This window comes from Bacillus sp. EB106-08-02-XG196, assembly GCF_013396335.1.
In the GTDB taxonomy this organism is placed as follows: domain Bacteria; phylum Bacillota; class Bacilli; order Bacillales; family Cytobacillaceae; genus Neobacillus.
Genome location: NZ_JABWSY010000007.1, coordinates 187,613 through 212,563 on the forward strand (window position 1 = coordinate 187,613; position 24,951 = coordinate 212,563).

Consider the following 24,951-nt stretch of genomic DNA (forward strand, 5'->3'; position numbering starts at 1 on the left):
CCTCCTTAAAAGCGAATAGTAGGCTATGCAGCCATGCAGAGAGTGCTTAAAGGAGCTGATGCTTTGAATGGGATGGTTATTCTATACGCTGCGGAAGGTACTTCCGTTGTATCTAGGATGGACGGAATGGCTTCAATCAAATCTGTCGGGTCCTGGTTGACTAGAGAATCCTGAAAAAGCCTCCCAAGCTGTTCTCTCGATTCATCTTCCCAAAATGAATCGAGAGACTGACTTTCCCTTTGATTTTCTATCCGTTTTCTTGCTCTGTTTAAACTTGATTTTACAGCAATTTCTGTTGTGTTTAATATCTCTGCAATTTCCTTCGATTGATATTGAAAGGCTTCTTTTAAGAAATAAATAATCGCTTGCCTTGGAGTAAAGCAATCCATCAGCAAATCTACAGAATCCATACAATCTCCAGTTGGGAAATAGGACTCCTCACACTTCTGATCATTTCTTAATTCTTCCCTTTTTCTCTTTCGAAGAGTATCCATCCATTGATTGCGGGCAATTTTATTTAATAATGCACTTGTAATTTTATCTTTATGATAATAGGTTATAGCCTTTATCACAGCTTCTTGAGCAAGATCATCTCCATCCCATTTACTCTGAGATAGAAAGTAACAATATTTCTGCAGCTTGGGATACGATTCACTAAAAAAGAATTCCTCGTACTGCACATCTTCAAAGCTGTACAGACTAAGTTTGTTAGCCATTATTTTTCACTCCCTTAACACTCTCTACATTCTAAACGTTTTAACGGATTAAAAAGATACGGGTGGAAAAAATTTTTCTTATATTTCTACTATATACATTTATGAAACTTTTTCGCCATTTTATCGTAGATGTTAGGAGCGAGAAAAATTTATGAGTGTCTCATTTCTTTCTTCTACATTGCTTGCATTATAATAAGATAAGAAGAGTAAACATGATTAGGAGTGAATTACGTGGGAGTTACGCTTAGTAAAGGACAAAAGGTTGATTTAACAAAGTCACATCCGGGTCTGCATAATGTTGTCGTAGGTTTAGGATGGGATATTGCACATAATGGTTCTAACTTTGATTTGGATGCTTCAACCTTTTTATTAGGGCAAACGGGTAAGGTTCAAAGTGATCAGGATTTTATTTTTTATAATAATCCATCTGGCGGCAATGGCTCTATTAATTACAGCGGGGATAACCGAAATGGTGCTGGCGAACGGGATGACGAACAAATCCGTATCAATTTACAGGGAGTTCCCAGCCACATTCATCGTATTGCTTTTACGATTACGATTCATGATGCTCAAATGAAGCAGCAAAATTTCGGACAAATCTCTAATTCATACGTACGAATCTTTAATGAACAAACCAATGAGGAACTACTTCGTTTTAACCTTGGCAGGGATTTTACTGTTGAAACAGCGATTGTTGCGGCTGAACTATACCGTCATAATGGAGAATGGAAATTTAATGCGATTGCCAGCGGTTTTCAAGGTGGACTGGCTGCATTATGCCGCAATTTTGGTGTATCAGTAGATGATGCACCGACACCAACACCACCTGTGCAGCAAAATCTTTTTAATAACAATCCGAACCAATTTAATAACAATCAAAACCAATTCAATAACCAAAATTCATTTAATCAAAATCAAAACGGTTCTAACCCATATCAGCAAAACCAACAGCCTCAGCGAATTCATTTACAGCCGGAATCTTCCTATTCGCAGCCAGCTTTTGGATATCCAACACAAACATATTCACCAAACAACCATCGTACATATGGGGATGATATTCATTGTCCGCGCTGTAACTCATCGAATGTTAGGACGGGGCAAAAGGGCTTTGGTTTGGGGAAAGCAGCAATTGGCGGGTTAATTCTAGGGCCTGTAGGTTTGCTTGGTGGTTTTATTGGGAAGAACCAATTAAAGTTTACTTGTAATAGCTGTGGTAACAATTGGTCACCGAATCAAACCGACATAAATGAATGGGCCAATCAATCGAAAAGAAAAGCTCAGGAATTGTTTAATCGTTACAAGAGTCAAGATGTTTTAGAGGCAGTAGTAGCGGCTTGTGCCCTGGTTTCCATGGCAGACGGATATTTGGATGCCACTGAACGTCAGAAAATGATTGAATTTGTTAATTCCAGCGAAGAGTTACGCGTTTTTGATAGTAACAAAGTCATCCAAAGATTTAATTATTTTGTTTCACGGATTGAAGCAGACCGGATGATTGGTCGGGCTGAAGCCTTCCGTGCCCTTGGAAAAATTAGATCAAAACCAGAAATTGCCCGTTTAGTTGCTCGCTATTGTATTGCCATTGGGTATGCAGACGGTAATTTTGATCACAATGAAATGCAAATGGTCAGTGATATTTGCCGCGAGTTAGGATTAAATCCTGGAGAATTTCTTTCATAGCAAGTAAAACCTCAATCCGCTACATTGGATTGAGGTTTTTACTTGCTTATTTTTGCCAAACTCGTTTATTTTCTACTCGTTTTGTAAGGCCTTTAGAATCTAATCTCTCTAAAAATGGGATCATATATTTCCTGGAAAGGTCTAAGATTTCTTTGGCATCGCCAACTTCAAATTCTTGTCCTGTGCCACTTCGAAGTTTTTCGACGGCTTCCTTAAAAACATCCCCCTGATAAGCAAATTGCTCATCCAAATAGACAACAAATTCTTGATCTTCCATAAACCGTCTTAAATCAGCTTCTAAATGGTCAGGAATACCAGAATCCGAAAAATAGTCTTTATAATAACGAACCTTTAGCCCATCCTTTTTTAATTCACCTAGCATGTTTTCAGCCCGTTTTTGCCAGCTTTTCGGTACATGCGGCACAAAGTTTGCCAAGGAAACAAACTGTTCTTTCCGCTTAAATACTTCATTTGCAATCCCGTTTTCCACCACAAAATCAATTAGCGGTTTTGGGAATCTTTTTTGCATAGACTGCAAAAGTTCGGCCTTATTAAGACCAAGTTTCATGGAATACAATTGATGGAATTCTTGTAAACGATCATAGATGTCTTCTTCAATCGAATTAATTAACATTTTGAGTGTAAACTCTTTACCATTGTATAAGACAAATTCATCATCATCTAAAAACTCATTCAGAGTTTCCTCTTCTAGAGCAGTACGCTTTATTAACTCATTAAGAGATAGACTTTTTGCTTCATAGATGGCAGCCGTTATCCGTTCCTTTGGCGAACCTTCTTTTTTCTTTTCAAGTTCTTCAATCGTTTGATTTCCAAACCGATATTTATTCCCTCTTGGATCGATTACCCAGCCGCCGCCAATCGTCTCTTGTGGACTTGGACGACGTAAAATAAAGCGATCCCCCCGCTTAGTAAGGATTTCTTCCTCTAAACGAAGCTGACAAAGAATTTCACCGTTTTCTTCCTTTATCTCATTCCTATCAAAAAAGACAATCCGTCCCATTACCTCTGTGGTTCCAATATGAAGCTTAATCGGCATCCGCTGTTTTACCATATGTTCGAGATCCTCAACCACCCGTATCGCTACATCCACTGTTTTCGTAACAATAAAATGTTCAGAAGATACGAGAACATCACCGCGTTCTAAGTCCTCTTTCGAAATGCCCGAAAGATTAATAGCGGTACGCTGGCCAGCATATGCTTTTTGCGCTTGCTTATGATGAACCTGAATTTGCCTTGCTTTCACTTCGAGTCCCTGCGGCATAATCTTTAGTGTTTGACCCTCTTCCACCGTTCCTTCATAAACCGTCCCACGAACCACTGTTCCCTGACCCTTGACAGTAAATACCTGGTCAATCGGCAGACGGAAGGCACCTTTTGCATCTCTCATTTCCTGCTCTTTAAGGGTTTTGATGATTAACTCTTTTAACACTTCTATGCCCTTTTTAGATAGGCTGTCTACTAATACAAACGGGGCATCCTCAAAGACACTTCCTGTTAATTCTTCTAAAATATCATCCTTTACAAGCTCAATAAATTCTTCATCAACCCTGTCAATTTTAGAAATCGCAACAAACCCGTTTTTCACACCTAAGAATTTTAGGATATCCAGATGCTCTCTCGTTTGCGGCATGACTCCTTCATCTGCAGCAACAACCAGTACCACAAGGTCAATTCCTGCCACCCCAGCAATCATTTGCCGAATAAAGCGCTCATGCCCCGGCACGTCAATAACCGAAATTTGAATATCCTGATCCTCATATAAGGGAGCAAATCCAAGTTCAATTGAAATTTGTCGTTCTTTTTCTTCCTTTAATCTATCAGTATCCACATTTGTCAAAGCTTTCGTCAAAGAAGTTTTACCATGATCTATATGTCCAGCCATGCCAATTGTAAAATATCGTTTCTCCAAAGTTGCCACCTACTTTTTTCGGTCTTCCTTTTTACTTTATCCTTAAAAAACATATTGTTCAAGAGAACATTTTTAGACCGACAAAAAGGCTCCAATTGCACCGCAATATTCTCCCTTTTCCAAAAACACTGTAGTTAAACCTAACATATTAAAATAGTATTCTAGACCATGTTTTAATGATGGATTACCGATAATTGCAGTTCCGATAATGACCACACTTTTAACTTGATGAATGGTTGCAGCCTGCGAGGTTAACAATACAATGGTTTCAGCAATCATATTGGAAAGTGAGGCAAGTCTGTCCGCTTCCTTATGAGTCCGTTTTTTACCCTTAGCAAAGTTCGCAGCTGTTAAATCACCATGAATGGGGCTGTCTGCTGTTTCATAAATATCCTTAACCAGCATATCCACGTTTCCTTTATTACCTTCTTCAGCGAGCACGGTAAGCAGTTGATAATCCTGTACTTTCGTTAATAAAGAGCCTAGACCCGTGAATGTACCTCCGCCCATTCCACTGCCAAGAATTCGCTCCGCTTTAGCCCCATTTACCAGATGCCACGAGGTTCCCGTACCAATATTTAAGACCAAGTAAGATTCTTCGATACTCTTATTTTCTTTTGTAAGTAAGAAACGTGCCCCCTCACAGGTTGCTTGAAATTCAGGGATTAATGTACTTTCTTGAAAATACCTATTTTGTATAGCAAGCGCTTTACCGCCTGTAATGGAAACTTTTAAAGAGGGAGCTACCATTTTTAACCATGAAATAGCTGAATCCAGTTTGTTTATAGAAAATTTCTTAAAATGCATTCTCCCATTTTCCTGATAAACGATTTTGATTAACGAACCACCAGCATCAATTCCTGCAGTAATCTGTTGCATTGCCCCCCACTCCTTCTAAAGAACTGATTTTATTACTTATTTGACAATAATCCCTATTTATCCTGCTTTTTCATTTCACGAATCCTACACATTCAGCCCGTCCAAGGCAACTATTTATGTGCTATGTTGTAGTAAAGAATTCTATTACAACAAAGGAAGATTTCAATGAAGAGAATCGCTTGGCCTATAGTTATAGGAATGATACTGTTAGTGGGTTGTCAAAACACTGAACCTAAAGAGGAGACAAAACAATCTACGGTACAAAATCAGATGGAGGAATCAACTAAATCGGAAACAAACGCTGCTTTCCCCTATCCAAATCTATTATCTGAAAGTGAACAATCCTTTTCGCTTTTAGTCATTGGGGATAATGAAAATCCGATTGAAAAAAACAATAAAATCACTGAAAAAGTCAATAATATTTTAAGTCTTCCCGAGCTTGAAATGGCACAGCAAGCATATCCCGATCTTAACATTAAGTCAGAACCCGCTTATATTCTTTTTGACCAAGCCGGGGTTGTTTACCAAGGAGGGAAATTTAAAGAGTTAGCAACTTATCTTGAAAAAAATAAATCAAACTAAAAAACCAGAATTTTTTCTGGTTTTTTTAGTTCTTTTTTTTAATCCAGCGATAAAACAGAATAAGGACCGTTTGGGTAAAAAAGTAAAAACAGATAGAGTAATAAATGCCCCAAGATACGATAACAGCGCCAATGACAAAAAAATCATTAGTATCAATTCCTGTTTCAGTCCATTGCATTTTTTTTACACCCGAAACTAGAATCCAGACCTCTGAACCATTTCAAGGTAAATAATAAAAATAAGATAAAGAATAAATAGTAAATAAAAGTAATAAAAAGATTCCATTCTTTAAATGAATACACGCCACTTGACAAACCCTTCATGCGATCACTTTTTCGATTTCCTATTTGATTTTTGATTCCATAACTTGTGTCCTACATAAAAAAAGAAGACCTCTTAAGAGAATCTTCCTTTTATCTAACGTAATGTTTCCAAATAGTTAGTAAGTATTTCTTTAGAACTAGTGTTTTCGCCAAATTTTTCAGAAGTTGGACAAGCGTTGAGTTCCCTTTTCTATCTTTATCATATCTTATTAGTAGATTAATATTTTTTACATTTTTTTAATTTATAGAGGGAGATGAAGCATTATGGAACATAAGTCTAAGAATTCCGATGAAGCAATGTTAATCAATGAGATTAACAAAATAAAGGTGACGAAGCCTGAATCTACAGGAATAATCATTCATAATCCGACAGACCTTCCTATCATCATCCAGGAAGAGAAGCGTGTTGTCATTGGCATTGATGAAACTCGTTGTGCAGCTTATTTCGAAGAAGAGGAAAAAGCCGAAAAAGAGTTTCAAGCCCTTCAGATGGGAGCGGAACAAGGAATTACTCCAATTGTTTATGAAAGAAGAGGGACCTACGTAGTAATGGAGTATATACAAGCGCCGACTATAGCTGATTACCTGAAAAACAATCCTTTAACCATTGAATTAATACAAAAGCTTCTTGGTCTTCTCGATGATTTTAAGGCAATTGGTTTTACCCGTCTTGATCACGACCCGGCATACATTTACTTAATGCCAGACGGCAGTCTTAAGGTAGTAAACTTACACCGCCATAACAAACTACCACCTAAGCAGTTTCCACAGCGTATGATCAAGGGGATGGGTAATCAGGTTACTGTCTTTCTCCAGTACGTAAAAGAATTTGAACCCACTTTGTATAACTCTTGGACAAATCATCCTAAGTTCAATGCCACTATCGCAAAAGCAAAGTTAGGTAAAAGTAAATAGGAGGTGGAATTCATGAAAGTAGCAATGATTAGCTGGGAATATCCGCCGCAATTTTCCGGGGGGTTGGGCATCCACTGTCAAGCCCTTGTTCGAGAATTGACAAGCATCGGGGTTAGTATTGATTTTTACCTCCCTGCGTTTAAGAAACTCGAATTTGATACTCCAGAAGGTATGGTTATTCATCATGTGAAGATGAACAAGCCATTCTCGGATCATTCTTATTTAGGAACTGCCATATGGGAATCTGTGATGGATTTCCGGAATCGACTGGATGAAGTATTTCAGCCGGAAGGTATTGATATCATTCATGCGCACGATTGGATGGGTGTATTTGCAGCAACAGGAATCGCCCAAAAATACAAGATTCCCCTTATCTGGACTGTTCATTCTACAGAATATGATCGAGCTGCGGGAAATTCACTTAATCCCGCAATTTTTACTATTGAACAAGAAGCTTTTCTTACCGTGAATCATACGATATCTGTCTCCCAAATGACAAAACAAATTCTGACTGATCGTTACCGAACCGATCCGGATAAAATAACTGTAATCTACAATGGTATTGACGTCTCATCTTTTGAACAGATGGTAAACAGAGATTATCAAAAAATTGAAGGGCATATCTTATTTCTCGGTAGATTGACCGGCCAGAAAGCTCCAGATGATTTTTTACAAGCAGCTAGTTTTGTTCTAGCAGAACGTAATGATGTCCGCTTTATAATTGCAGGAGATGGTGACTTACTCAATAAGTTACGTCTCAAAGCACGCCGCTTGAAAATTGCTGATCGTGTTGAGTTCACAGGCAGTGTCTTTGGTGAGAAATTGCAAGAATGTTACAAAAATGCCATACTTTTTGTTCTTCCAGCCAGATCTGAACCTTTTGGAATAACTGTTTTGGAAGCAATGGCTGCAGGTATCCCGACAATCATCTCCTCCTCAACCGGAGTTGGGGAAATTGTCAAGAATGTTCATATCATTGAGCCGAATCAGCCGAAGGAACTGGCAAAGGCGATCATTCACCTCTTGGACAACCCAGAGATAAGACAAACCTTAGGGCAAAAAGGTGCTCAAGAAGCACGGGCATGGTCTTGGAACCTTGCAGCAAAGAAGACTCGCCAATTATATTTAAAGCTTTTAAACACAAAGTAATAATCTTTTATATTTATTTAAGGAAAGGAGTTAATAGAATATGTCAAACGAGGCACAACTTCCTGAAATTGAGGATATTATTTCAGCCTATCAAGATTGCTTTGGGACAAGCAGAAAGGTTCTGCAGGCTGTACTCATTTCCTACACCCCTAAAATACGGAAAATGATCCTAGAATATCTTGTAACCTACCGTAATCAAGATGGAGAGTTGGAAGAAGAATCATTAATTGGAAAAGTGTATTCTGATCAAAAAAAAGGAATTGAAAGCTATCGGTTTTTGCAATATTTGTGGAACAATGGATTTGGTTCTGACCCTCAGTATACGATAGTACATCCCATCGCTTATTTACAGAAATGGAGATTGATGATTATGTCAAAGTCTCCTGGCAAAACATTGGACGATTGGATACATGATCCAAATATGAATAGCAAGCAGTTAGCCTTTCTGATGGCAGACTGGTTGACACGAATGCATGAGATTCCTCTAACAGAGATCCGCGAAGCGACACGAACAAGAGCCAATGCTGACGTGAGGCGTTTTTATGAAGATCTTACAGAACGAATACCAAAAGAAAAAGCAAAGCTACAATCTATATACGATAAATTTATTCAAAATTCAGAAAAAAATAGAACAGACGCAGTAGTATTACTTCATGGTGACTTTCATACAAAAAATGTATTTTTGCATGAGCAAAAAGTCATTGCGATTGATTTTGATCACCATTTTGCAGGTGACCCTGCCTGGGATGTAGCGTATTTGGCTTGTCAAATTCAGGTAAGCAGCTTTTTCAAGAAAGGGAGTTTTGAATTTTTTCAACCAATGATTAAGCATTTCATTGAAAAGTATTTTGATGCTCATCCTGCCTACGACAAACAGTCTTTTCTTGATCGAATCTATTTATACAGCGCTCGTTCCCTTTTTGAAAGCCTGCACTATGAATTATGTGTACTAAATACAGGAAATTTTACCATTATAGATCCTTTTCTTACAAAGTGCGAGCTTTATTTGCAAGGAAAGGGTTATAAATGAGCGGCACATCCATTCCCATTGCCATCGTTCACCATGCCAATCAATACCTGATCACTAATGGCTACGACAATCGTCCGGGTATCGATGAGATTATTGGGCCTCCTAACGCTACCTCCGGTTTACGAGCAGTATTTGATCTCCATTCCCAATATAACATACCCTTCCACCTCCATATTAGCGGCACGTTTATCGAAGCATGCGCCTGGTATGATCCGCTTTTTCTTGAAGAAATTGTTGAATTAAGAAAATCGGGATTAGTAGAGATTATTGGATCTACGTATGCCCAAAATATTATGCCTTTGTTTGATCGCGAACATAATCGTTATCAAGTTGAAGAAGAACTGCGTCTGTTTGAAACGTGGCTTGGATCCGAAATTTCTGAGGTAACGGGATTTTGGGTTCCTGAACGAGTATGGAATACCCAAAAACTAGCTAATGTTCTTACTGATACAAGTCTTCCTAATGGAGGGTTTCAATATGTTCTAGTGGATGACCGCTTATTCTTATCTAACGCCTTACGTGGAAACTTTGATCTTAATCCACGCTTTATTCCCGAACTTTTTGAAGCTCATCGTATTGAAGGGAGTCAAGGTTTAATCGCGCTTCCGCTCTCTTATGAAATGCGTTTATCTGTCCCTCTTGAAACAGAGAAGCATGAACAACGATTAAATATTCTTATGTCGCAAATACAGCAAGAGATCATGAACGGTCGAGACGTAATTGCAATCTATGGCGATGATATGGAGAAGGTTGCAGGAATTCCTCCTTGGAATCCTCTTGCTGTTGAACATTATCGTTGTTTCCTGGAATGGTTGATTAATAGACAAGATGTTACACCCGTTCTTCTTCGGTCATGGTTGGCGAATCACAAAATTCAACCCCAGCGTCCTATCGGAACTGGTACCTACCGAGAGCTGGCTACAGAGTTTGGAGCTGGTGAAGATTATATGAATTGGGCTAATTCACAGGCTTGGGCTCCTTATCAACAATCCTTGATCAAAACGTGGGAGGAGCTAAAAAAGCTTTCATCTAAGACTAATCCACAGTCTTCATTACTTGTACTAGCACGAAAACACTTTCTTGCTTGTACTTATGAAACAGGCTGGCACGACGCTCCAAACAGTATTCACAGCGATCCAGACAGCAGCGGCGTCCCATTACCCGCTCCTTGGGCACGTGCAGTCGCCAGTCATGTTCGGGCAACTTCAATCCTGATGGAAGCAGTAAAATGGGAAAATGATTGCGATAACTCCAGCCTCATTCATGCTTTTGAAGATGATTTAGATAATGACGGTCATAAGGAAATCATATTACGAAATAATGTTTTAGCCGCAGTGATTTCGCCTCGTTTCGGGGGGCGTATCATTTACCTGTTTTTTTATAAAGAAGTTGATGGGCAGCTTATCGTTGGTAATCCATCAGACGACTGGAATTGGTTGGAGGAACTAAACGACTTTATGGACGTTCCAATGAATCATCCAGGTGCATTGGCAGATTATGGATTTGAACATGACACATATGAACTTCTTTCTCTCACGATAAAAGAAGATCAAGAAGTTGAGCTCGTGATCGTGAACAAGCAATCAAACAGTGCTGCCTATGGGATGACCAAACACTTTTTACTCAAAAAAGGACAAGGTGAAATCAATATTAAATATGACAATATTCCTTCAAACATTTTGCCTCTATCACTCGATATTGGTTTATCACCAGACTACTTGCGACTATTGCGCGAAGGCCGCTCCGACATTCTCCCTTACCAAAATGAGAATAAGCGAGGGTTTCAAAACGGGAAAGTGATTTCTTGGGTTTCCCTAAAGTCAGAGAATATCATTTGGAGGACGCCGCGTATTCCTATTTTCGGACACGGCTTTTGTTTGGGGCTTACGATCACATCTTCCTCTGCTTCATTTTGTCTAGGAGCAGGAGCGTAAATTTTCATCATAATAGAAAAAGGAGGATTTAATTAGTATGAATCAGAACATACATCCTGTTCAGCTGCTGGAAACCTTCTTTAAAGGTTATTCCAAACCTCAGCACATTCTTTTTAGTGATGGTCGCACGTATGTAGTGAAGTTCAAAAATAATCCATCTGGAACGAGAGTTATGGTAAACGAGTATATTGCCGGTAAATTAGGCCAACTTCTCTCCCTTCCCGTTGTACCTTTTGAAGTGGTACAAATAGAAGATGATTTTATTAAGGAGTCTCCAATTCTTTCTAAACACAAGTTCACCTCTGGGAGTCAATTTGCCAGTTTGTTTATTGACAATTGTAGTCAACTCTTAAGGGATTCGCAGAATGAACACGTAAAAGTAAGCAATCGAGATCATCTTGCCTTAATGATGGTATTCGATCTTTGGATAGGCAATACAGATCGTAAAGAGAACAATGTCCTGCTCGAACCTGCTGAGAAAGGGGAGTATTATCTCCATATGATCGACCATGGCCGTTGTTTTTCTGATGCGAAATGGACCGTCAAAACACTAAGGAAAATGCCTAAAGTGGCTGTTAATCTAAACGTCCATAAGTGGTGTGTTTCTTTACTGCAAAGTCAAAACGAAATAAATGCAGCGATCGAAAAAATAATGGCAATACCAGAAAAGGCAATTCATGAAGTAATCAAATCGATCCCTCACGACTGGGATGTATCGGAAATGGAAAGGGAGGCGCTTGTCACCCACCTTGTTAATGCAAAACAACTATTACCAGAGCTAAATTTACAATCCAAAAAAAAGAAAAAATAAAGGAAAAAAGGTTCTGCCTCATGGCAGAACCTTTTTTAGACTAATAAGAAAGGATAAATTTTTCAATAAACTTACCCTATACTTATCCTTTCACTTTCGTCATTAAATCAGGAAAATCAGGATCATTTACCCAGCGATTATACCATTTAGGACTAATTTCTTGGACAAATCGAACGAAATCTTCAGCGTTAACTCCCATATCACCAATTAGTTTTTTTGCTAAATGGATAGGCTGAGGTTTAATCATGTGAACCACATCAATTACTTTCATTTTCCCATCAGGAACCACATAGATGTGCCGAGCAGAATGATCAAAACGATTGTAGCCTGCTTGTTCAAATGAATCCAATACATCAATAATTTTGGCCGTTAATTCCTTGTCAAGTGGATTCTGGTCTAAATATTCGAAAAGAGTTGGATATGTCAAGTATTCCATAACAATAAAATTTTTTCCCGATAAATACACCTTTGGACAAATGCCAATATTACCTCCAAGTTGTAATCCATGAAGCTCACGATCCAGGTCTTGTTTCGCACAGTAGATTTTCACACAGCGATTTTCATCTATTTGAAAAACAGCCCCTTGGTGTCCTTTTCCCAATAACTTAAAACTTGTTGGGTTATAAATTTCCACACTGCCGGATTGTTTCGATATATGAATTTTATCCAGTTTATCGACAATCTCATTTTCCAAATTCACTCTCAACAGCTCCTTTCTTTTGTCTCAATATCTGATTACTATATTAGAATATGTTCTAAGTAAGGTGCTTGTGCTAGACAACTCTCTTGACCCGCTCATCAAAATTTTCAAGAGAGAGTGTGTGGACTCCCAAAAAAACAACTGCTTTTATTTGCGCTTTCACGCCAGATTATGCGCAACAACAAGTCGTGCCCCCTCTCAGAACCGGATGTGAATTTAAATATTTCTTATATTTAATGGTAAAATGACGAATGTGCTAGGTGAATCATTTTCCCTTCTTCTAATTTTGTTCGTTCTGATAGTTCAAGATTCCCAAACACCATTAAAACAATTTACTGCCATTTGCTTATGGGGAAATGTTGATGTCATTTGTCTGCACCCTTACTTTTTTCAAATCTATTAATGATCCTGAATGGAAAATACAATAATAAAAAGGTTAATAATGCAATGACCTCTAAAGGAATAAGATACAGTGGCCATGGTCCTAAATAATCCAAAATCGATGGGTTTACTGGCTTTTCAGAGATATACATATAATTTCCTTCAATAAAAAAATTCAATAAAAACACAAAAAAAGTATATAGATTTAAGTACATAAAAGCTTTCCAAATACTCTTTGCAGTTGGTCTATATTTTTCTACCAATACCATAAATATATTTGCCACCACGATTCCACCATGCGAAATAAAAAAGTGAACATAACGGAAATGGGGAAACGTATAAGCACTAATATCAGGGGTGATCATTGCCTGCAGAGCGCTTCCAACGCCAGCAAAATAGGTAAATTCAAAGAGACTATAGCTCTTAGTAAGCAGTAAAGCTACTGATAGAAGGATGGAAATACTACTTAGATGGAACGGCAGAGAATATTGAATAGTCCACTCTCCTAAACGCCATAGCCATGCATGCAGACTAATTTCTGAAATAATTAAAGTGGCTGCCAATCCTATTCTGGCAATACTATTGAATGGCGTCCTCCTAAGAAATCTTCTACATAGAAAGATTAAGATAATTACCCCAACTAAAATAAATATCGTCATCCAGTGTGTTTTTGAAAATAAAATAAATACATCTTCACCATCTGCCTGAAAATATCTTTCCATTGTATCACCAATTTTTTTTTATGTTATAAGTTAATACGCCACAAGCGATTTGTTGACGTTTTTTAGTATGTACGGTTATGATGATTACTATAAAATTTAGGAGGCTATTACATGACTGCACTCGTGTTTATGGCACTATATCGTCCAAAACCAGGAAAAGAGAATGAATTAAAAGAAATCCTTAATGTACATATCCCCGTCCTTAGAGAAGAAGGATTGATAACAGAACGTGAATTGCTAACACTTCAAGCTGAGGATGGTACAATCATTGAAATAGCGGAATGGAAGTCTAGTGAGGCAATTGACAAGGCACATCAATCTGAAAAAGTCATGGCTGTATGGGATCAAATTGCTTCTGTAGCCGAACTGACAAATCTCTCAACCCTAGCAGAAGCGCAATATCCTTTCCCAAATTTCAAAGCCATTTAGGTATAGAGATTTAATAAGTACACAAAAAACACGAGATTCCTAATGAATTCTCGTGTTTTTTTGAGTGACCATAAACACTACTCTTTTTCATCTTCGGTCACTCCAAACAACAAACTTATTAGTTTGTAAAAATAAATTCCGTCCTACTTCCAGTTTGCCCTGCGATGACTTCTAGTCTAATATCGATTCGTTCTTTAAGCTCTGGAACGTGCGAGATGATACCGACCAAGCGTCCACTGCTTTGAATATCCATCAGTGCTTCAATTGCTTGATCAAGTGATTCAGGGTCTAGCGTTCCAAAGCCCTCATCAATAAACATCGTTTCTAATGAAACTCCGCCTGCATAGTTTTGGACGACATCTGCTAGTCCAAGAGCTAATGATAGAGAAGCTTTAAAGCTTTCCCCGCCTGATAAAGTCTTTACATGGCGCTCTTGACCAGTATATTGGTCAAAGACAAGCAGTTCTAAGCCACTTTGAACATTCCCTTTCGAACGGTCTGTTTTCCTTAGAAGTTCAAATCGTCCTGCCGTCATTTTCCTTAATCGAACATTTGCCTCCCGCAAAATATCATCTAAGAAAGACGCAAGTACATAGCGTTCAAACGTAATTCGATACGTATTTTGTCCTTTAGCAATTTCATGAAGATGGCCAATCAACTTATATCGTTCCTCCAACACCTTCATTTGTTCATTTATTCTTTCTACATTATTGTAAATTTCAACATTGTCTCTCTTTTTAACAAATAGATCCGTACGCTGATTGGTTAGCTCTTCAATTTTACGGGCTAAATTCTCTAATGAAGCTTTTAATCCATCAACATCTGGCGTCTTAATGTCTTGTAAAAGCTCAGTCAACTCTTTTAAGCGGTCTGAAACAGAGCGTAACTCTTCACGGTAACCGCGGATTTGACCTTCAAGATTCCGGATATCAGCTTCACTTTTTTTAGCAGAATGGTATTCCCCATAATTAATAAACCCTTGTTCTGCAAGTCTATTAACAAAGAGTTCTTTCTCTGTTTTCAACTCATTCTCTTTGCTAGAGTGGTGCTTCACCGCGTCCTGTAATCTAGCTGTTTCAGCAGATTGTTTTTCTTTAACTGCTTGTAATCGCTGCTTCGCCTCTTCAAGCCTTTGCACTAACATTTCATGATGTTTTTTAGATGTTGATAGTGCTGTTTCATAGGCTTCTTCAGTACGAAGATTTTCTGGAATAACCTTCATCATCCTAGTTAAATTCGTTCTCATCTCCGTAAACTGTACAGTTACCTTTGTTACATGTGCAGCAAACTGCTGAATAGCACTTTGTAATTCTGTTTTTTCCGTACCACTCTTTTCTAGTTCATGATTAATTTGATCAAGTATTTTAATTTGAGCAGCAAGTGTTTTTTGTGATTCAAGTAGCTTATTTCTGTTAGAAATCACTTCTGTCTTCGTTAAATGTAAATCCGATTCCTTAAAATCAATCCGGTAAGTGTATATTTCTTTAAAAATCTCTTCACACTTTTCCCGTTGTGTTTTTTCAATAGATTGACTCTCAAAAAACTGAGATTCTGCTGCTGATTTTTCTTTTTCTAATAGAGCTGCCTGCTGCTTTGCAGCTTTCAGGTCCTCTTCATTTGGGATTAGAACTTGATTCGATGTCGCTGGTGATGGGTGATGCTCCGAACCACAAACTGGACATGCCTCACCACTAGTAAGTCGTGCTGCCAGGAGTGACGCTTGGCCATGCAGCCATTGATTCTCCATATCTTCAACTAGTGCCTTTGCATCCAAATACCTAGCTGTTATTTTTTCAAACTTACCGGTTTTCACTTTAAGATCTTGTACTGCTTTTTGATGACGTCCTAGGTTAAGTTCATATTTTTCTAGCTGATCAAGTTCTGCCTGCATTTTTTCAATCAGACGGTCATTTTCTAAATATTTTAGCTTACCCTTCTCAATGACTATCTTTTTGTCGTTTATTACTTTGATTCGTTCTTCCAAGCTTTTAAAGTTATTTTCTGCTTTTAGATGCTTGTCCCTTGCACTCTTGAGCGAGGCTTCCACAATTGCAGAATCCTTTACTAAAGCAGCAAAGGAATAAACATCGTCCTTCATATTAATTAATTGATTAATGGCTTCAAGTGCCTTTTGTCGTTCACCTTCACGCTCTTGCTCTGCTTGCCACAGTTGCTCATATTGATTTGTAAGGACATCTAATTTTTCAATTTCGCCCTGTATAGATGTTACATTTCCATTCAGTTGGTCCAATTCACGCTTTAATCGATGGCATAGCTCTTCCTGCTGTGCCAATAATGCTGCTTTATGCGCAAGCTGTACCTGTTTTTCTTTTTCAGCAAAGATCTCAGCTTGTGATTCAAGTTTAAGTTTTTCCTCTTTTAACGCTTCTCTTGTCTGAATTTGCTTTAAGATCGTTTCGGCTTCAAATAACTTCCCTTTTAAGAAGTCTTGTTCCTGTTCCTTTTCTTTCAAGCTAATAACCAATTTTTCAATCAGGCTTTCCATACTACTGATTTCTTCCTGCAGTAATGGCATCATGATCAAATCGTTAACACTATCTGCTTCTAAATATCCTTTAAGCTCTTCGTTTGTTACCGCTTGAATACGTCGGAGGTTGTCATTTCTAGTTTGAACCTGCATTTCAACAGAATTCTTTAATTCTGTAGATTCTACTTTCAGCCTGTCTTCCACCATTTTATAAATTTGAGTATGGAACAACCGCTGTAAAATAACTTCTTTATCCTTACTGTCGGAGGTTAATAGCTTACGAAACTCACCTTGAGGAATCATTAAGATTTGGCGGAACTGGTTGCTGTCAATCAGCATAATTTCCTTAATCTTTTCCTCCACCTCATTGATCTTAGTGGCGATTAATTTCTTTTCACCTTTCTCATCCCAGCTGTATAATTCGGCCTTGGCAGGTAAAGTAGTAAATCCTTCTCCCTTTTCCTTCTTTTTTGGCTGTTGAGGTAAGCGGGTAATCGAATATACTTTGTTACGGATTGCGAAGTCGAGTGAAACCTCTGTTACCAAATCAGCTCTTGCAAATTGGCTTCGTAATTCAGGTCCGTTACGGTCTTCCCCACTTGCTTTTCCATATATTGCATAACTAATTGCATCAAAAATAGTGGTCTTTCCAGATCCGGTTTTACCAGAAATGACAAACATCGTGCGATTCCCCAGCTGCGTGAAATCGATTGTTTCGACATCTGCATAAGGACCAAATGCCTGCATCGTTAGTTTTAATGGTCTCACTTTGTCCCCTCCTCACGTAAGACTTTTCCAATTACATCAGCCATAACTTCTTTTTTATCGGCTGTAAACTCAGAGGTTGTCATTTCCGAATAAAATTGCTCAAACAAATCAAGCTCTGATTTCTTCTCATTTTGAGTAATGTTAAATGACTGCTTTTTCTTCAAATCCGTAATATCTATTTTCCGTTCAAGATGGAGTACGTTTGGATATACCTGACGTAATTTATTAATCGGATCAAGTAGTGCACCTTCGTCTAGCAAGGTGATTTTCAGATAATCATTTAATTTTTGTTTTTCATAAAAATAAGGATCTAGTAACTCCTCAAGACGCCCTTCAAGTTCACGCATGTCATGTGTCGGACTCAAGGACCTATAGCGATGAGAAAAAATTCCTTTCTCATCCATTTCAATAATGGAAATCGATTTATTTTGCTTCGCTTCTGAAAAGGAATATTTTAAAAGGGAACCGGAATATTTTACTTTATCATGTTTAATGGCATCCGGACTGTGGAGATGCCCCAGTGCCGTATAAGAAAATGGTTCAAAAAGTTCTGCACCTACACAACCAGATCCCCCAACGGATAAAACACGTTCGGAGTCTGAAGTCTTCCCTCCCAAGACAAAGGCATGTCCTACCAACACATTGGGCTCGTTGGGATTCAAGTTTTCCTCCATCCTGCCAATCAATGCTTTCATAGCATCCTGATGGGAATGAATCGAATCATCTGCAAGAAGTTGACGTACCACTCCAGGTTCTGCAAAAGGTACTAAATAGAAATTGACTCCGTTAACCTGTACGGGCTTAAAGCTATCTGAAAGCTTACCAGATAAGTAGAATTGGCTATGCTTGTACCACGAGCTTCCAAATGAAAGACGTTCAGCGCTATCATGGTTTCCCGCAATCGCAACAACAGGCGTTTTTAGCTCAACATTGATTGTAAACAGAATTTCATCTAATAATTCTACTGCTTCTGTTGGAGGAACCGAACGATCATACAAGTCACCGGCAATCACGACCGCATCCGGCTTTTCTTCCGCCACAATTTCTATAAATTGATTTAGTGCTTCACGCTGATTATCCGTCATATAGACACCGTGCACTAACTTACCTAAATGCCAGTCGGCAGTATGGATAAATTTCATTTTAGTCACCCCATCTGTTTCATCTCATAAATACTATTATAGCAAAATACCAACTTATTTGATGATGGAAAACGAAGCAATTACAGGTAATAATGGATGAAGATTATGTCATAAATGCAAAAAACAGCCCGACACATTGGCCGGGCTGTTAAATCATTGTTTTCATAGAATTATTTTTTAGTAACGTTAGCAGCTTGTGGTCCACGAGCACCTTCAACAACTTCGAAAGATACTTCTTGACCTTCTTCTAAAGTTTTGAAACCTTCAGTTTGGATAGCGGAATAGTGAACAAATACGTCGTTTCCATCTTCAGCTTCGATAAATCCGAAACCTTTTTCAGAGTTGAACCATTTTACTTTACCGTTTTTCATGTAAAAAAATCCTCCTATTGGCTTAGATTAAGCCATGTGTAAAATTCACCAAATTACAACGTGATAGCTTTACTTCCACTTTCTTATCCAAACTTCAGTTAAAACTTGAACAAGCTTTGTAACATAAATCTAATCTCGTGCAACGGCTGTCTAAAATTTAACATTTTTCAGCTGTACTGTCAATAAAGTACGATAGACAAAAGCCTACAAAATTCGCGGTTTGCAAGGCTTTTGGGCTGTTTGTATCGCATTACTTTTCGTGTTCATTACCGCTTGGATTTGTGACCATAACTTGATCCCTGTCAATCTTGCCGAATTTACATTTTAGATCCTTTACGACATCTTTGATGAGTAATTCTAAACCAATATAGGTTAGTGAAGGGAAGTTAGCAAACAGTTTTTTCACTTCCCATTTCAGCTCATTCTCACCGCAAATACTATGTCGATTAATTTGATCCACTTCTTTTTTTATTATGGTAAGCTCTTTTTGTTTTTCCTCCTCTGGCAGGAACTCAAGTGCATCAAGTCTGGCAAGGAACTCGACTGACTTTTCTATTTTCAGCCTAACCTCATCACGAACCTCTTTGGTAATAATATGATTCTTGTATTTAAATTCATTAAGCTTCAATGCTGAGTCATATGTCGCTTTTACAATTTCCTCTCTTGTCATGCTGTTGGTTTCGTAGCTAAGCATATTTTTCCAGGAAGGTTGTTTCATAGCTTCACGGAAGTCTTCTAGTTTGTTACAGAATTTTTTATAGCCATATTTCTCTGGATTTTCAAACGCCGGGCTGCCTGGATCTAGGAATGGAGAAAGTGGTGCTACAAAGTACGAAATATTCGAAGCCTCGCCACATTCTTTGTGAATATTTTCACAAAAATCTACATTTCTCATCGCACTATCATACGTTTGATTAGGAATTCCCGTCATGAAAAACAAATCAATTTTAGCACAGCCTTGTTTTAATGCAAATTGGAGCATTTCAATTACTCTAGCATTTGTACATGGCAGCTTTCCATTATATTTGCGGATATCTTCATCTGCAGATTCAAGGGTTAGCTCGATACTGTACTTAGGCATTGCTTTATTTAATCTTTCAAAAAATTTCTCATCTGCATAATTAAACAATTCGAAGACAATTTCGTTCTTTATCTTCATTTTTGCTAAGCCGTCTAGAAACTCATCAACGTACTCCTTGCCACCTTGCCTTATATCATTCAAAAGAAAAATTGGGGCTCGTGTGAATCTTTGAATTAAAGCAATATCTTCAAGCATTTTTTGTGGGGAGCGCATGACTAACTTCTTCCGATTACAGTTTAACTCATAGGCATCTTTAGACCCACCGCAGATTAAACAGTTATAATTACATCCTTTAGAAGTTAATAGAGCGGTATTTGGATATTGCAGCCATCCTTTGTATGGCAATGGGTCTAATAAATTAAAATATTTAAAGACGGAGCCTATGACATAGCGATAACCTGGCAAATTAAACTCATCGAGACTATCTGGTACATAAGTAATCTCGTTATAAAAATATTGATTATTTCGCTTCCAGGTTAGATTAGGAATATCTGCAAATCCCGATACATCCTTCTTCTCCAACTTATTTAGCAGCATAAGAATTAACTTTTCAGTAGTGTCACCGCGGACAACGAAATCAATACAAGGATACTCAATTAATTCTTTGTGAAAATATGTGCTGGATAGCCCGCCAAACATTACAGGAGTCTCCGGATGGTATTTCTTAACGATTTTGGCTAACTCCACACTACCATGTGCATGCGGCAGCCAATGTAGGTCTATCCCAAATGCCTTTGCTTTAATATTCTTAATTTTTTTCTCAACATCAAATTTGGGATTTAAAAGCATTCGATTGGCGATATTGACAATCTTCACTTTTAATCCATATCGTTCAAGATAATCCCCGATACTAGTTAAACCAACCGGGTACATTTCAAAAACGGGAGATGATGGAACCACATCGCTGATTGGACCGGTAAATAGCATTTCTTTTCTGAAATCATAGACTGTAGGCGGATGCAGCAGTACCAAGTCGTAAATCATTTGATCACTTCCTAAATTCCATTATTTGTTTACACCTCTATAGTAATATAGAATTCAAGGAAAAAGATGGTACAAATATTACAATTAATTGATAATTATAAAAACAAGGTATTCCTAGGGTTAAACATAAAAATAGCCGAAGAATCTTATTTCTTCGGCATCGCAACTACTTCTTCATCTTCGTCTCTGAATTTATCTAATATCGTAATTGTATCCACAAGATGATTATTAAAAATTTGTCGAGCAACGCCAAGCAGTTCAACAATCATTGGATCTTTTAGCGTATAAATGACTTTATTCCCTTCCTTTGTTCCCGAGACAATATTCTTCGCTCTTAAAATCGTTAACTGCTGTGAAACAGCAGATCCTTCACTGCCAACAAGGGTTTGAATTTCATTTACATTTTTATCCCCTTCCGCTAGCAGCTCCAGTATGCGGATTCTCAGTGGATGTGCGAGAGCTTTAAAAAATTCCGCCTTAAATTGCTGCATTTCTAGATTCAATTCATTCACGTCCTTTAGTAAGTAGCTGTGAGCTTCTGGTTACTGCTTTCCATTACTTCTGAAGCAGAAAGCTTCTTACATTCTTTAAATGCAAAGTGTTTACAGCCAAGACATTTATTGCGATCTAGTTCAGATAACGCAAACTGAATGGCGTCACCTGTGTGTTCAAAGAAATGCTCTTGACCAATCACATCATATAAGCCCGTACTTCTCAAAACATTTTTGGGCTGTTCGCTTATTCCCGATATAATCACTATACCATTTTTTGAAAAATGGGACACAATACTAGCCAAATTGGCTTCACCCGTAGTATCCATAAAAGGAACCCTGCTCATCCGTAATAAGAGAATCTTAGGTCGATAGTTTATCGTGGTCATAATCGATGTTTCAAAGGTTTGGGCAGCTCCAAAGAATAATGGACCCTCTACATTATAAATACTTACTTGAGGGCAATCATGTGTATCAGATACGATTTGAGTCTCGACCTTTGCATGTTTATGCTGAAGGTTTGGCAACGCCTTAGCAGTCGTCATCAGATTGCTCATTCTCATGGTAAATAGAACCGCAGCCATCACTAAACCGACTTCAACTGCCGTTGTCAAATTAACAAAAACTGTTAGTAAAAAGGTAACAACTAAGACCAGCGAATCAGTGGATTTTGTTTTTAATATATAGGCAAATACTTTGCGTTCGCTCATATTCCAGGCAACAACCATTAGGATCGGCGCCATGCTTGCGAGCGGTATATAGGATGCAAATGGAGCGAAAAACATTAGTACGAGCAATACTACTATTCCATGAATGATCCCAGATAATGGTGATACTGCTCCATTTTTTATATTGGTAGCCGTTCTGGCAATGGCCCCTGTTGCCGGTATTCCTCCAAATAGCGGAGTTACCATATTGGCAATCCCTTGACCTATGAGTTCCTTGTTGCTGTTATGTTTACTATTTGTCATGCCATCGGCAACAACTGCTGAAAGCAGTGATTCAATCCCACCAAGCATCGCAATGATAAACGCTGGTTTTAATAGAGTAATAATCATCTCAAAGCTCAAATCAGGCATCTGAAGCTTTGGCAATGAGCTTGGAATTTGTCCATAAGCACTGCCGATTGTTGCTACCTGGCCTGGATAAAGCAAGGTTGCAATCACAGTTGAAACAACTAATCCAATTAGTGGACCTGGGACCTTAGGGGCAATCTTGGGCGTAAATATAATGGTTGCTAAACATATGGCCGCTGTAAGGATGCTCAAAAGGTTAATCGTATCAATGTGAATGAATAGTTCATTTAAATTTTTGATAAATTCTTCGTGTTTCTTAATCCCCGTCAACCCTAGGAAACTAGCAATTTGTCCGGTGAAAATGGTGATCGCAATCCCAGTAGTGAAACCAATTGTAACGGGTCTGGGAATGAACTTTATTAAAGATCCCAGTTTGAAGATTCCCATTAACAGCAGCATGATTCCGGCTAAAAAGCCTGCTATTAACAAGTTTTCGTATCCGTACGTCATAACAATTCCAAATAATATTGGAATAAACGCACCGGTTGGACCGCCGATTTGGTACTTCGAGCCTCCAAAAAGGGAAATGAGGATTCCGGCAACAATTGTTGTGTAGATTCCATATTCCGGCTTCACTCCTGAAGCAATTGCGAAGGCCATTCCAAGAGGTATGGCAATTACACCGACAATGAGTCCTGATAGGACATCTTTTGGCACATTACTTAAGGAATATTGATGGAATCTTTTGTCACTAAACATATGAACCCTTCTTATCTTTTGAATTTGTATATCTGATTATTTGAATATAGAGGAATATGAAGTAATAATCAAGACATTTGTTTTAAAAATATTTCCAGTTGTATTTTTTCGTATCTCTGTGGTATATTTATTTAGCGATGAGCTGAGTTGTGTAAGTCGAGAAACATTCCTTATGGAGCACACTATGTGGAGTGTGGTTTTTCGCCTCAATACGCAAAGACGCCTGCTATATGCAGGCGTCTTTTTTATGTTTAAAATTAGCACTTTCCCCCTAAATCTTATAAAATGGAATTATAAGGGATTTTTTATTTGAGGAGGGAAAATGATGAATAATCATGAAATCGATTATAAGATTTATGGCGATGATATGCAGTTTGTTGAGGTTGAGCTTGATCCACAGGAAACGGTAATCGCCGAAGCAGGAAGCTTTATGATGATGGAAGATGACATACATATGGAGACGATTTTTGGAGATGGGTCCGCCAGCACTGGTGGCAGCGGACTAATGGGTAAACTATTTAGCGCAGGTAAACGGGTCATTACTGGGGAGAGCTTGTTCATGACCGCCTTTACTAACCAGGGTCATGGCAAAAAACACGTTTCCTTTGCCTCACCATACCCAGGTAAAATTATCCCTATGGATTTAAGTGAGTTGGGTGGAAAAATTATCTGTCAAAAGGATGCCTTTCTCGCAGCTGCTAAAGGAGTTTCGGTTGGAATAGAATTCCAGCGGAAAATTGGTGCTGGGTTCTTTGGCGGTGAAGGCTTTATTATGCAAAAGCTTGAAGGTGATGGACTTGCTTTTGTTCACGCTGGAGGAACGATTACCAAAAAGGAACTCCTCCCTGGTCAGACTTTACGAGTAGACACCGGATGCTTGGTCGCTATGACGAGTGGCGTCGATTATAATATTGAAATGGTTAAAGGAGTTAAAACAGCCCTTTTCGGCGGCGAAGGCTTATTTTTTGCGACTCTACGCGGGCCTGGTTCGGTTTGGATTCAGTCACTGCCATTTAGCCGACTCGCCAGCCGCGTCTTCGCAGCTGCACCACATCGTGGTGGTGATAAGGGAGAAGGCAGCATCGCAAAAGGTATCTTTGATATGTTTGGCGGGGATTAACAGTAAAATCTAAATTAAAAATCTTAAAACCGGGCTTAGCCCGGTTTTTCAATTAGCTTAACCCCTGTTCAGGATCCCATGAACCTTGCATTTTACGGATTGTAACCATTTGTCCAATATGATAAGCATTATGAAGGGTAATACTCGATAATGATTCTAACCATGTTTCTTTCGATTCTTCACTAATATATTGATCAAACTTCTCATCTTCACTATTTTCAATGCTTTCATACCAGTTAATCATCACCACATTATATCGTTCTAGGACCTCCTGCCATTCCAAATCTTTTAAAAAGGTAAAAGTAGTATCATTATTTCCTTCCATCCTCGGAATCGCAATACCATTAAACCGGTTTAAAAAACGTTGATTCCAAAAAACCAAATGACTAATAATTTCCCAAATAGAATTCTCAGAATCTGTCTTTTTCCAGTTTGCTTGCTCCGGAGTTAATCCAGCAACTGCTTTTTCAAAAGAAACAAACCAATGACTCTTTTTTTGACAACAAAGAAATTGTTCAAGTAAAACATCTTTTCGGTTCATCAGCCAATT

The 24,951-nt window shown here is 38.3% G+C and carries 22 protein-coding genes; 9 read left to right on the forward strand and 13 right to left on the reverse strand.

The window, feature by feature from the left end; all coding sequences use genetic code 11:
- Positions 1-23: 23 nt before the first annotated feature.
- The gene (locus MLOOGBEN_RS13035; protein WP_179158684.1) at positions 24-716 is read right to left on the reverse strand and encodes a sigma factor-like helix-turn-helix DNA-binding protein; all 693 of its coding nucleotides are present in this window, start codon (positions 714-716) and stop codon (positions 24-26) included.
- A 231-nt stretch (positions 717-947) separates the two neighbouring features.
- Here MLOOGBEN_RS13035 and MLOOGBEN_RS13040 point away from each other — a divergent pair, with 231 nt between their 5' ends.
- Complete coding sequence (locus MLOOGBEN_RS13040) at positions 948-2,396, forward strand: TerD family protein (RefSeq protein ID WP_179158685.1); 1,449 nt, start codon at positions 948-950, stop codon at positions 2,394-2,396.
- Between the two features lie 46 nt (positions 2,397-2,442).
- Here the strand turns inward: MLOOGBEN_RS13040 and selB are convergent, their stop codons facing one another.
- Together selB and coaW are read right to left on the reverse strand one after the other, a co-directional pair.
- Positions 2,443-4,299 carry a selenocysteine-specific translation elongation factor gene (selB, locus tag MLOOGBEN_RS13045; RefSeq protein ID WP_483296391.1) on the reverse strand — a complete coding sequence of 619 codons (1,857 nt, stop codon included), beginning with the start codon at positions 4,297-4,299 and terminating at the stop codon, positions 2,443-2,445.
- A 99-nt stretch (positions 4,300-4,398) separates the two neighbouring features.
- Positions 4,399-5,205, reverse strand: a complete 807-nt coding sequence (gene coaW / locus MLOOGBEN_RS13050; protein WP_179158687.1) for a type II pantothenate kinase — start codon at positions 5,203-5,205, stop codon at positions 4,399-4,401.
- A 165-nt stretch (positions 5,206-5,370) separates the two neighbouring features.
- On the opposite strand from coaW, the gene MLOOGBEN_RS13055 reads away from it, so the two are divergent.
- Positions 5,371-5,787 (forward strand): hypothetical protein, encoded by a 417-nt coding sequence (locus MLOOGBEN_RS13055; RefSeq protein ID WP_179158688.1) that lies wholly within the window; start codon positions 5,371-5,373, stop codon positions 5,785-5,787.
- Positions 5,788-5,812: 25 nt separating this feature from the next.
- Here MLOOGBEN_RS13055 and MLOOGBEN_RS28920 read toward each other — a convergent pair whose 3' ends face one another.
- A complete protein-coding gene (locus MLOOGBEN_RS28920; RefSeq protein ID WP_218781165.1) occupies positions 5,813-5,965 on the reverse strand; it encodes a hypothetical protein in 153 nt (50 codons plus the stop codon).
- A 409-nt stretch (positions 5,966-6,374) separates the two neighbouring features.
- Here MLOOGBEN_RS28920 and MLOOGBEN_RS13060 point away from each other — a divergent pair, with 409 nt between their 5' ends.
- From MLOOGBEN_RS13060 to MLOOGBEN_RS13080, 5 genes are read left to right on the forward strand one after another with little or no spacing between them, the layout of a single operon-like run.
- On the forward strand, positions 6,375-7,025 hold the full coding sequence (locus MLOOGBEN_RS13060) for a hypothetical protein (RefSeq protein WP_179158689.1): 651 nt from the start codon (positions 6,375-6,377) through the stop codon (positions 7,023-7,025).
- Between the two features lie 12 nt (positions 7,026-7,037).
- On the forward strand, positions 7,038-8,174 hold the full coding sequence (locus MLOOGBEN_RS13065; RefSeq protein WP_179158690.1) for a glycosyltransferase family 4 protein: 1,137 nt from the start codon (positions 7,038-7,040) through the stop codon (positions 8,172-8,174).
- Between the two features lie 40 nt (positions 8,175-8,214).
- On the forward strand, positions 8,215-9,204 hold the full coding sequence (locus MLOOGBEN_RS13070) for an aminoglycoside phosphotransferase family protein (protein WP_179158691.1): 990 nt from the start codon (positions 8,215-8,217) through the stop codon (positions 9,202-9,204).
- Positions 9,201-11,138 carry a hypothetical protein gene (locus MLOOGBEN_RS13075; RefSeq protein ID WP_179158692.1) on the forward strand — a complete coding sequence of 646 codons (1,938 nt, stop codon included), beginning with the start codon at positions 9,201-9,203 and terminating at the stop codon, positions 11,136-11,138. Before MLOOGBEN_RS13070 ends, MLOOGBEN_RS13075 begins: the two co-directional genes overlap by 4 nt.
- Before the next feature lie 37 nt (positions 11,139-11,175).
- Positions 11,176-11,949 (forward strand): HipA family kinase, encoded by a 774-nt coding sequence (locus MLOOGBEN_RS13080; protein ID WP_179158693.1) that lies wholly within the window; start codon positions 11,176-11,178, stop codon positions 11,947-11,949.
- A gap of 82 nt (positions 11,950-12,031) precedes the next feature.
- Here the strand turns inward: MLOOGBEN_RS13080 and MLOOGBEN_RS13085 are convergent, their stop codons facing one another.
- Positions 12,032-12,649: a hypothetical protein gene (locus MLOOGBEN_RS13085; protein ID WP_179158694.1), complete on the reverse strand. Its 618-nt coding sequence runs from the start codon at positions 12,647-12,649 to the stop codon at positions 12,032-12,034.
- A 365-nt stretch (positions 12,650-13,014) separates the two neighbouring features.
- Positions 13,015-13,752, reverse strand: coding sequence for a YwaF family protein (locus MLOOGBEN_RS13090; protein ID WP_179158695.1), 738 nt, complete (start codon positions 13,750-13,752; stop codon positions 13,015-13,017).
- A gap of 111 nt (positions 13,753-13,863) precedes the next feature.
- On the opposite strand from MLOOGBEN_RS13090, the gene MLOOGBEN_RS13095 reads away from it, so the two are divergent.
- Positions 13,864-14,181, forward strand: coding sequence for a putative quinol monooxygenase (locus MLOOGBEN_RS13095; protein WP_179158696.1), 318 nt, complete (start codon positions 13,864-13,866; stop codon positions 14,179-14,181).
- A 118-nt stretch (positions 14,182-14,299) separates the two neighbouring features.
- On the opposite strand, the gene MLOOGBEN_RS13100 is transcribed toward MLOOGBEN_RS13095, so the two are convergent.
- The 6 genes from MLOOGBEN_RS13100 to MLOOGBEN_RS13125 form a co-directional block, all read right to left on the reverse strand.
- Positions 14,300-17,437 (reverse strand): SbcC/MukB-like Walker B domain-containing protein, encoded by a 3,138-nt coding sequence (locus MLOOGBEN_RS13100; RefSeq protein WP_179158697.1) that lies wholly within the window; start codon positions 17,435-17,437, stop codon positions 14,300-14,302.
- Positions 17,434-18,579: an exonuclease SbcCD subunit D gene (locus MLOOGBEN_RS13105; RefSeq protein ID WP_179158698.1), complete on the reverse strand. Its 1,146-nt coding sequence runs from the start codon at positions 18,577-18,579 to the stop codon at positions 17,434-17,436. Before MLOOGBEN_RS13105 ends, MLOOGBEN_RS13100 begins: the two co-directional genes overlap by 4 nt.
- A 170-nt stretch (positions 18,580-18,749) precedes the next feature.
- A complete protein-coding gene (locus tag MLOOGBEN_RS13110; protein WP_007083969.1) occupies positions 18,750-18,950 on the reverse strand; it encodes a cold-shock protein in 201 nt (66 codons plus the stop codon).
- A 250-nt stretch (positions 18,951-19,200) separates the two neighbouring features.
- Positions 19,201-21,015, reverse strand: a complete 1,815-nt coding sequence (locus MLOOGBEN_RS13115) for a TIGR04190 family B12-binding domain/radical SAM domain protein (RefSeq protein WP_179158699.1) — start codon at positions 21,013-21,015, stop codon at positions 19,201-19,203.
- A gap of 146 nt (positions 21,016-21,161) precedes the next feature.
- On the reverse strand, positions 21,162-21,518 hold the full coding sequence (locus MLOOGBEN_RS13120) for an ArsR/SmtB family transcription factor (protein ID WP_179158700.1): 357 nt from the start codon (positions 21,516-21,518) through the stop codon (positions 21,162-21,164).
- A 14-nt stretch (positions 21,519-21,532) separates the two neighbouring features.
- Positions 21,533-23,281, reverse strand: a complete 1,749-nt coding sequence (locus MLOOGBEN_RS13125; protein ID WP_179158701.1) for a SulP family inorganic anion transporter — start codon at positions 23,279-23,281, stop codon at positions 21,533-21,535.
- A gap of 325 nt (positions 23,282-23,606) precedes the next feature.
- On the opposite strand from MLOOGBEN_RS13125, the gene MLOOGBEN_RS13130 reads away from it, so the two are divergent.
- Positions 23,607-24,401 (forward strand): TIGR00266 family protein, encoded by a 795-nt coding sequence (locus tag MLOOGBEN_RS13130; RefSeq protein WP_179158702.1) that lies wholly within the window; start codon positions 23,607-23,609, stop codon positions 24,399-24,401.
- A 52-nt stretch (positions 24,402-24,453) separates the two neighbouring features.
- Here the strand turns inward: MLOOGBEN_RS13130 and MLOOGBEN_RS13135 are convergent, their stop codons facing one another.
- Positions 24,454-24,942, reverse strand: a complete 489-nt coding sequence (locus MLOOGBEN_RS13135) for a DinB family protein (protein WP_179158703.1) — start codon at positions 24,940-24,942, stop codon at positions 24,454-24,456.
- Positions 24,943-24,951 lie beyond the last annotated feature (9 nt).

Excerpts from the sequence above, each read along its gene's own strand:
- MLOOGBEN_RS13070 (WP_179158691.1), top strand. The coding sequence starts at position 8,215 with ATGTCAAACGAGGCACAACTTCCTGAAATTGAGGATATTATTTCAGCC.
- MLOOGBEN_RS13065 (WP_179158690.1), top strand. The coding sequence starts at position 7,038 with ATGAAAGTAGCAATGATTAGCTGGGAATATCCGCCGCAATTTTCCGGG.
- MLOOGBEN_RS13135 (WP_179158703.1), bottom strand. The coding sequence starts at position 24,942 with ATGAACCGAAAAGATGTTTTACTTGAACAATTTCTTTGTTGTCAAAAA.
- MLOOGBEN_RS13060 (WP_179158689.1), top strand. The coding sequence starts at position 6,375 with ATGGAACATAAGTCTAAGAATTCCGATGAAGCAATGTTAATCAATGAG.
- MLOOGBEN_RS13125 (WP_179158701.1), bottom strand. The coding sequence starts at position 23,281 with ATGTTTAGTGACAAAAGATTCCATCAATATTCCTTAAGTAATGTGCCA.
- MLOOGBEN_RS13090 (WP_179158695.1), bottom strand. The coding sequence starts at position 13,752 with ATGGAAAGATATTTTCAGGCAGATGGTGAAGATGTATTTATTTTATTT.
- selB (WP_483296391.1), bottom strand. The coding sequence starts at position 4,299 with ATGGCTGGACATATAGATCATGGTAAAACTTCTTTGACGAAAGCTTTG.
- MLOOGBEN_RS13110 (WP_007083969.1), bottom strand. The coding sequence starts at position 18,950 with ATGAAAAACGGTAAAGTAAAATGGTTCAACTCTGAAAAAGGTTTCGGA.
- MLOOGBEN_RS13095 (WP_179158696.1), top strand. The coding sequence starts at position 13,864 with ATGACTGCACTCGTGTTTATGGCACTATATCGTCCAAAACCAGGAAAA.
- MLOOGBEN_RS28920 (WP_218781165.1), bottom strand. The coding sequence starts at position 5,965 with ATGCAATGGACTGAAACAGGAATTGATACTAATGATTTTTTTGTCATT.
- coaW (WP_179158687.1), bottom strand. The coding sequence starts at position 5,205 with ATGCAACAGATTACTGCAGGAATTGATGCTGGTGGTTCGTTAATCAAA.
- MLOOGBEN_RS13105 (WP_179158698.1), bottom strand. The coding sequence starts at position 18,579 with ATGAAATTTATCCATACTGCCGACTGGCATTTAGGTAAGTTAGTGCAC.
- MLOOGBEN_RS13130 (WP_179158702.1), top strand. The coding sequence starts at position 23,607 with ATGAATAATCATGAAATCGATTATAAGATTTATGGCGATGATATGCAG.
- MLOOGBEN_RS13035 (WP_179158684.1), bottom strand. The coding sequence starts at position 716 with ATGGCTAACAAACTTAGTCTGTACAGCTTTGAAGATGTGCAGTACGAG.
- MLOOGBEN_RS13075 (WP_179158692.1), top strand. The coding sequence starts at position 9,201 with ATGAGCGGCACATCCATTCCCATTGCCATCGTTCACCATGCCAATCAA.
- MLOOGBEN_RS13115 (WP_179158699.1), bottom strand. The coding sequence starts at position 21,015 with ATGATTTACGACTTGGTACTGCTGCATCCGCCTACAGTCTATGATTTC.
- MLOOGBEN_RS13055 (WP_179158688.1), top strand. The coding sequence starts at position 5,371 with ATGAAGAGAATCGCTTGGCCTATAGTTATAGGAATGATACTGTTAGTG.
- MLOOGBEN_RS13080 (WP_179158693.1), top strand. The coding sequence starts at position 11,176 with ATGAATCAGAACATACATCCTGTTCAGCTGCTGGAAACCTTCTTTAAA.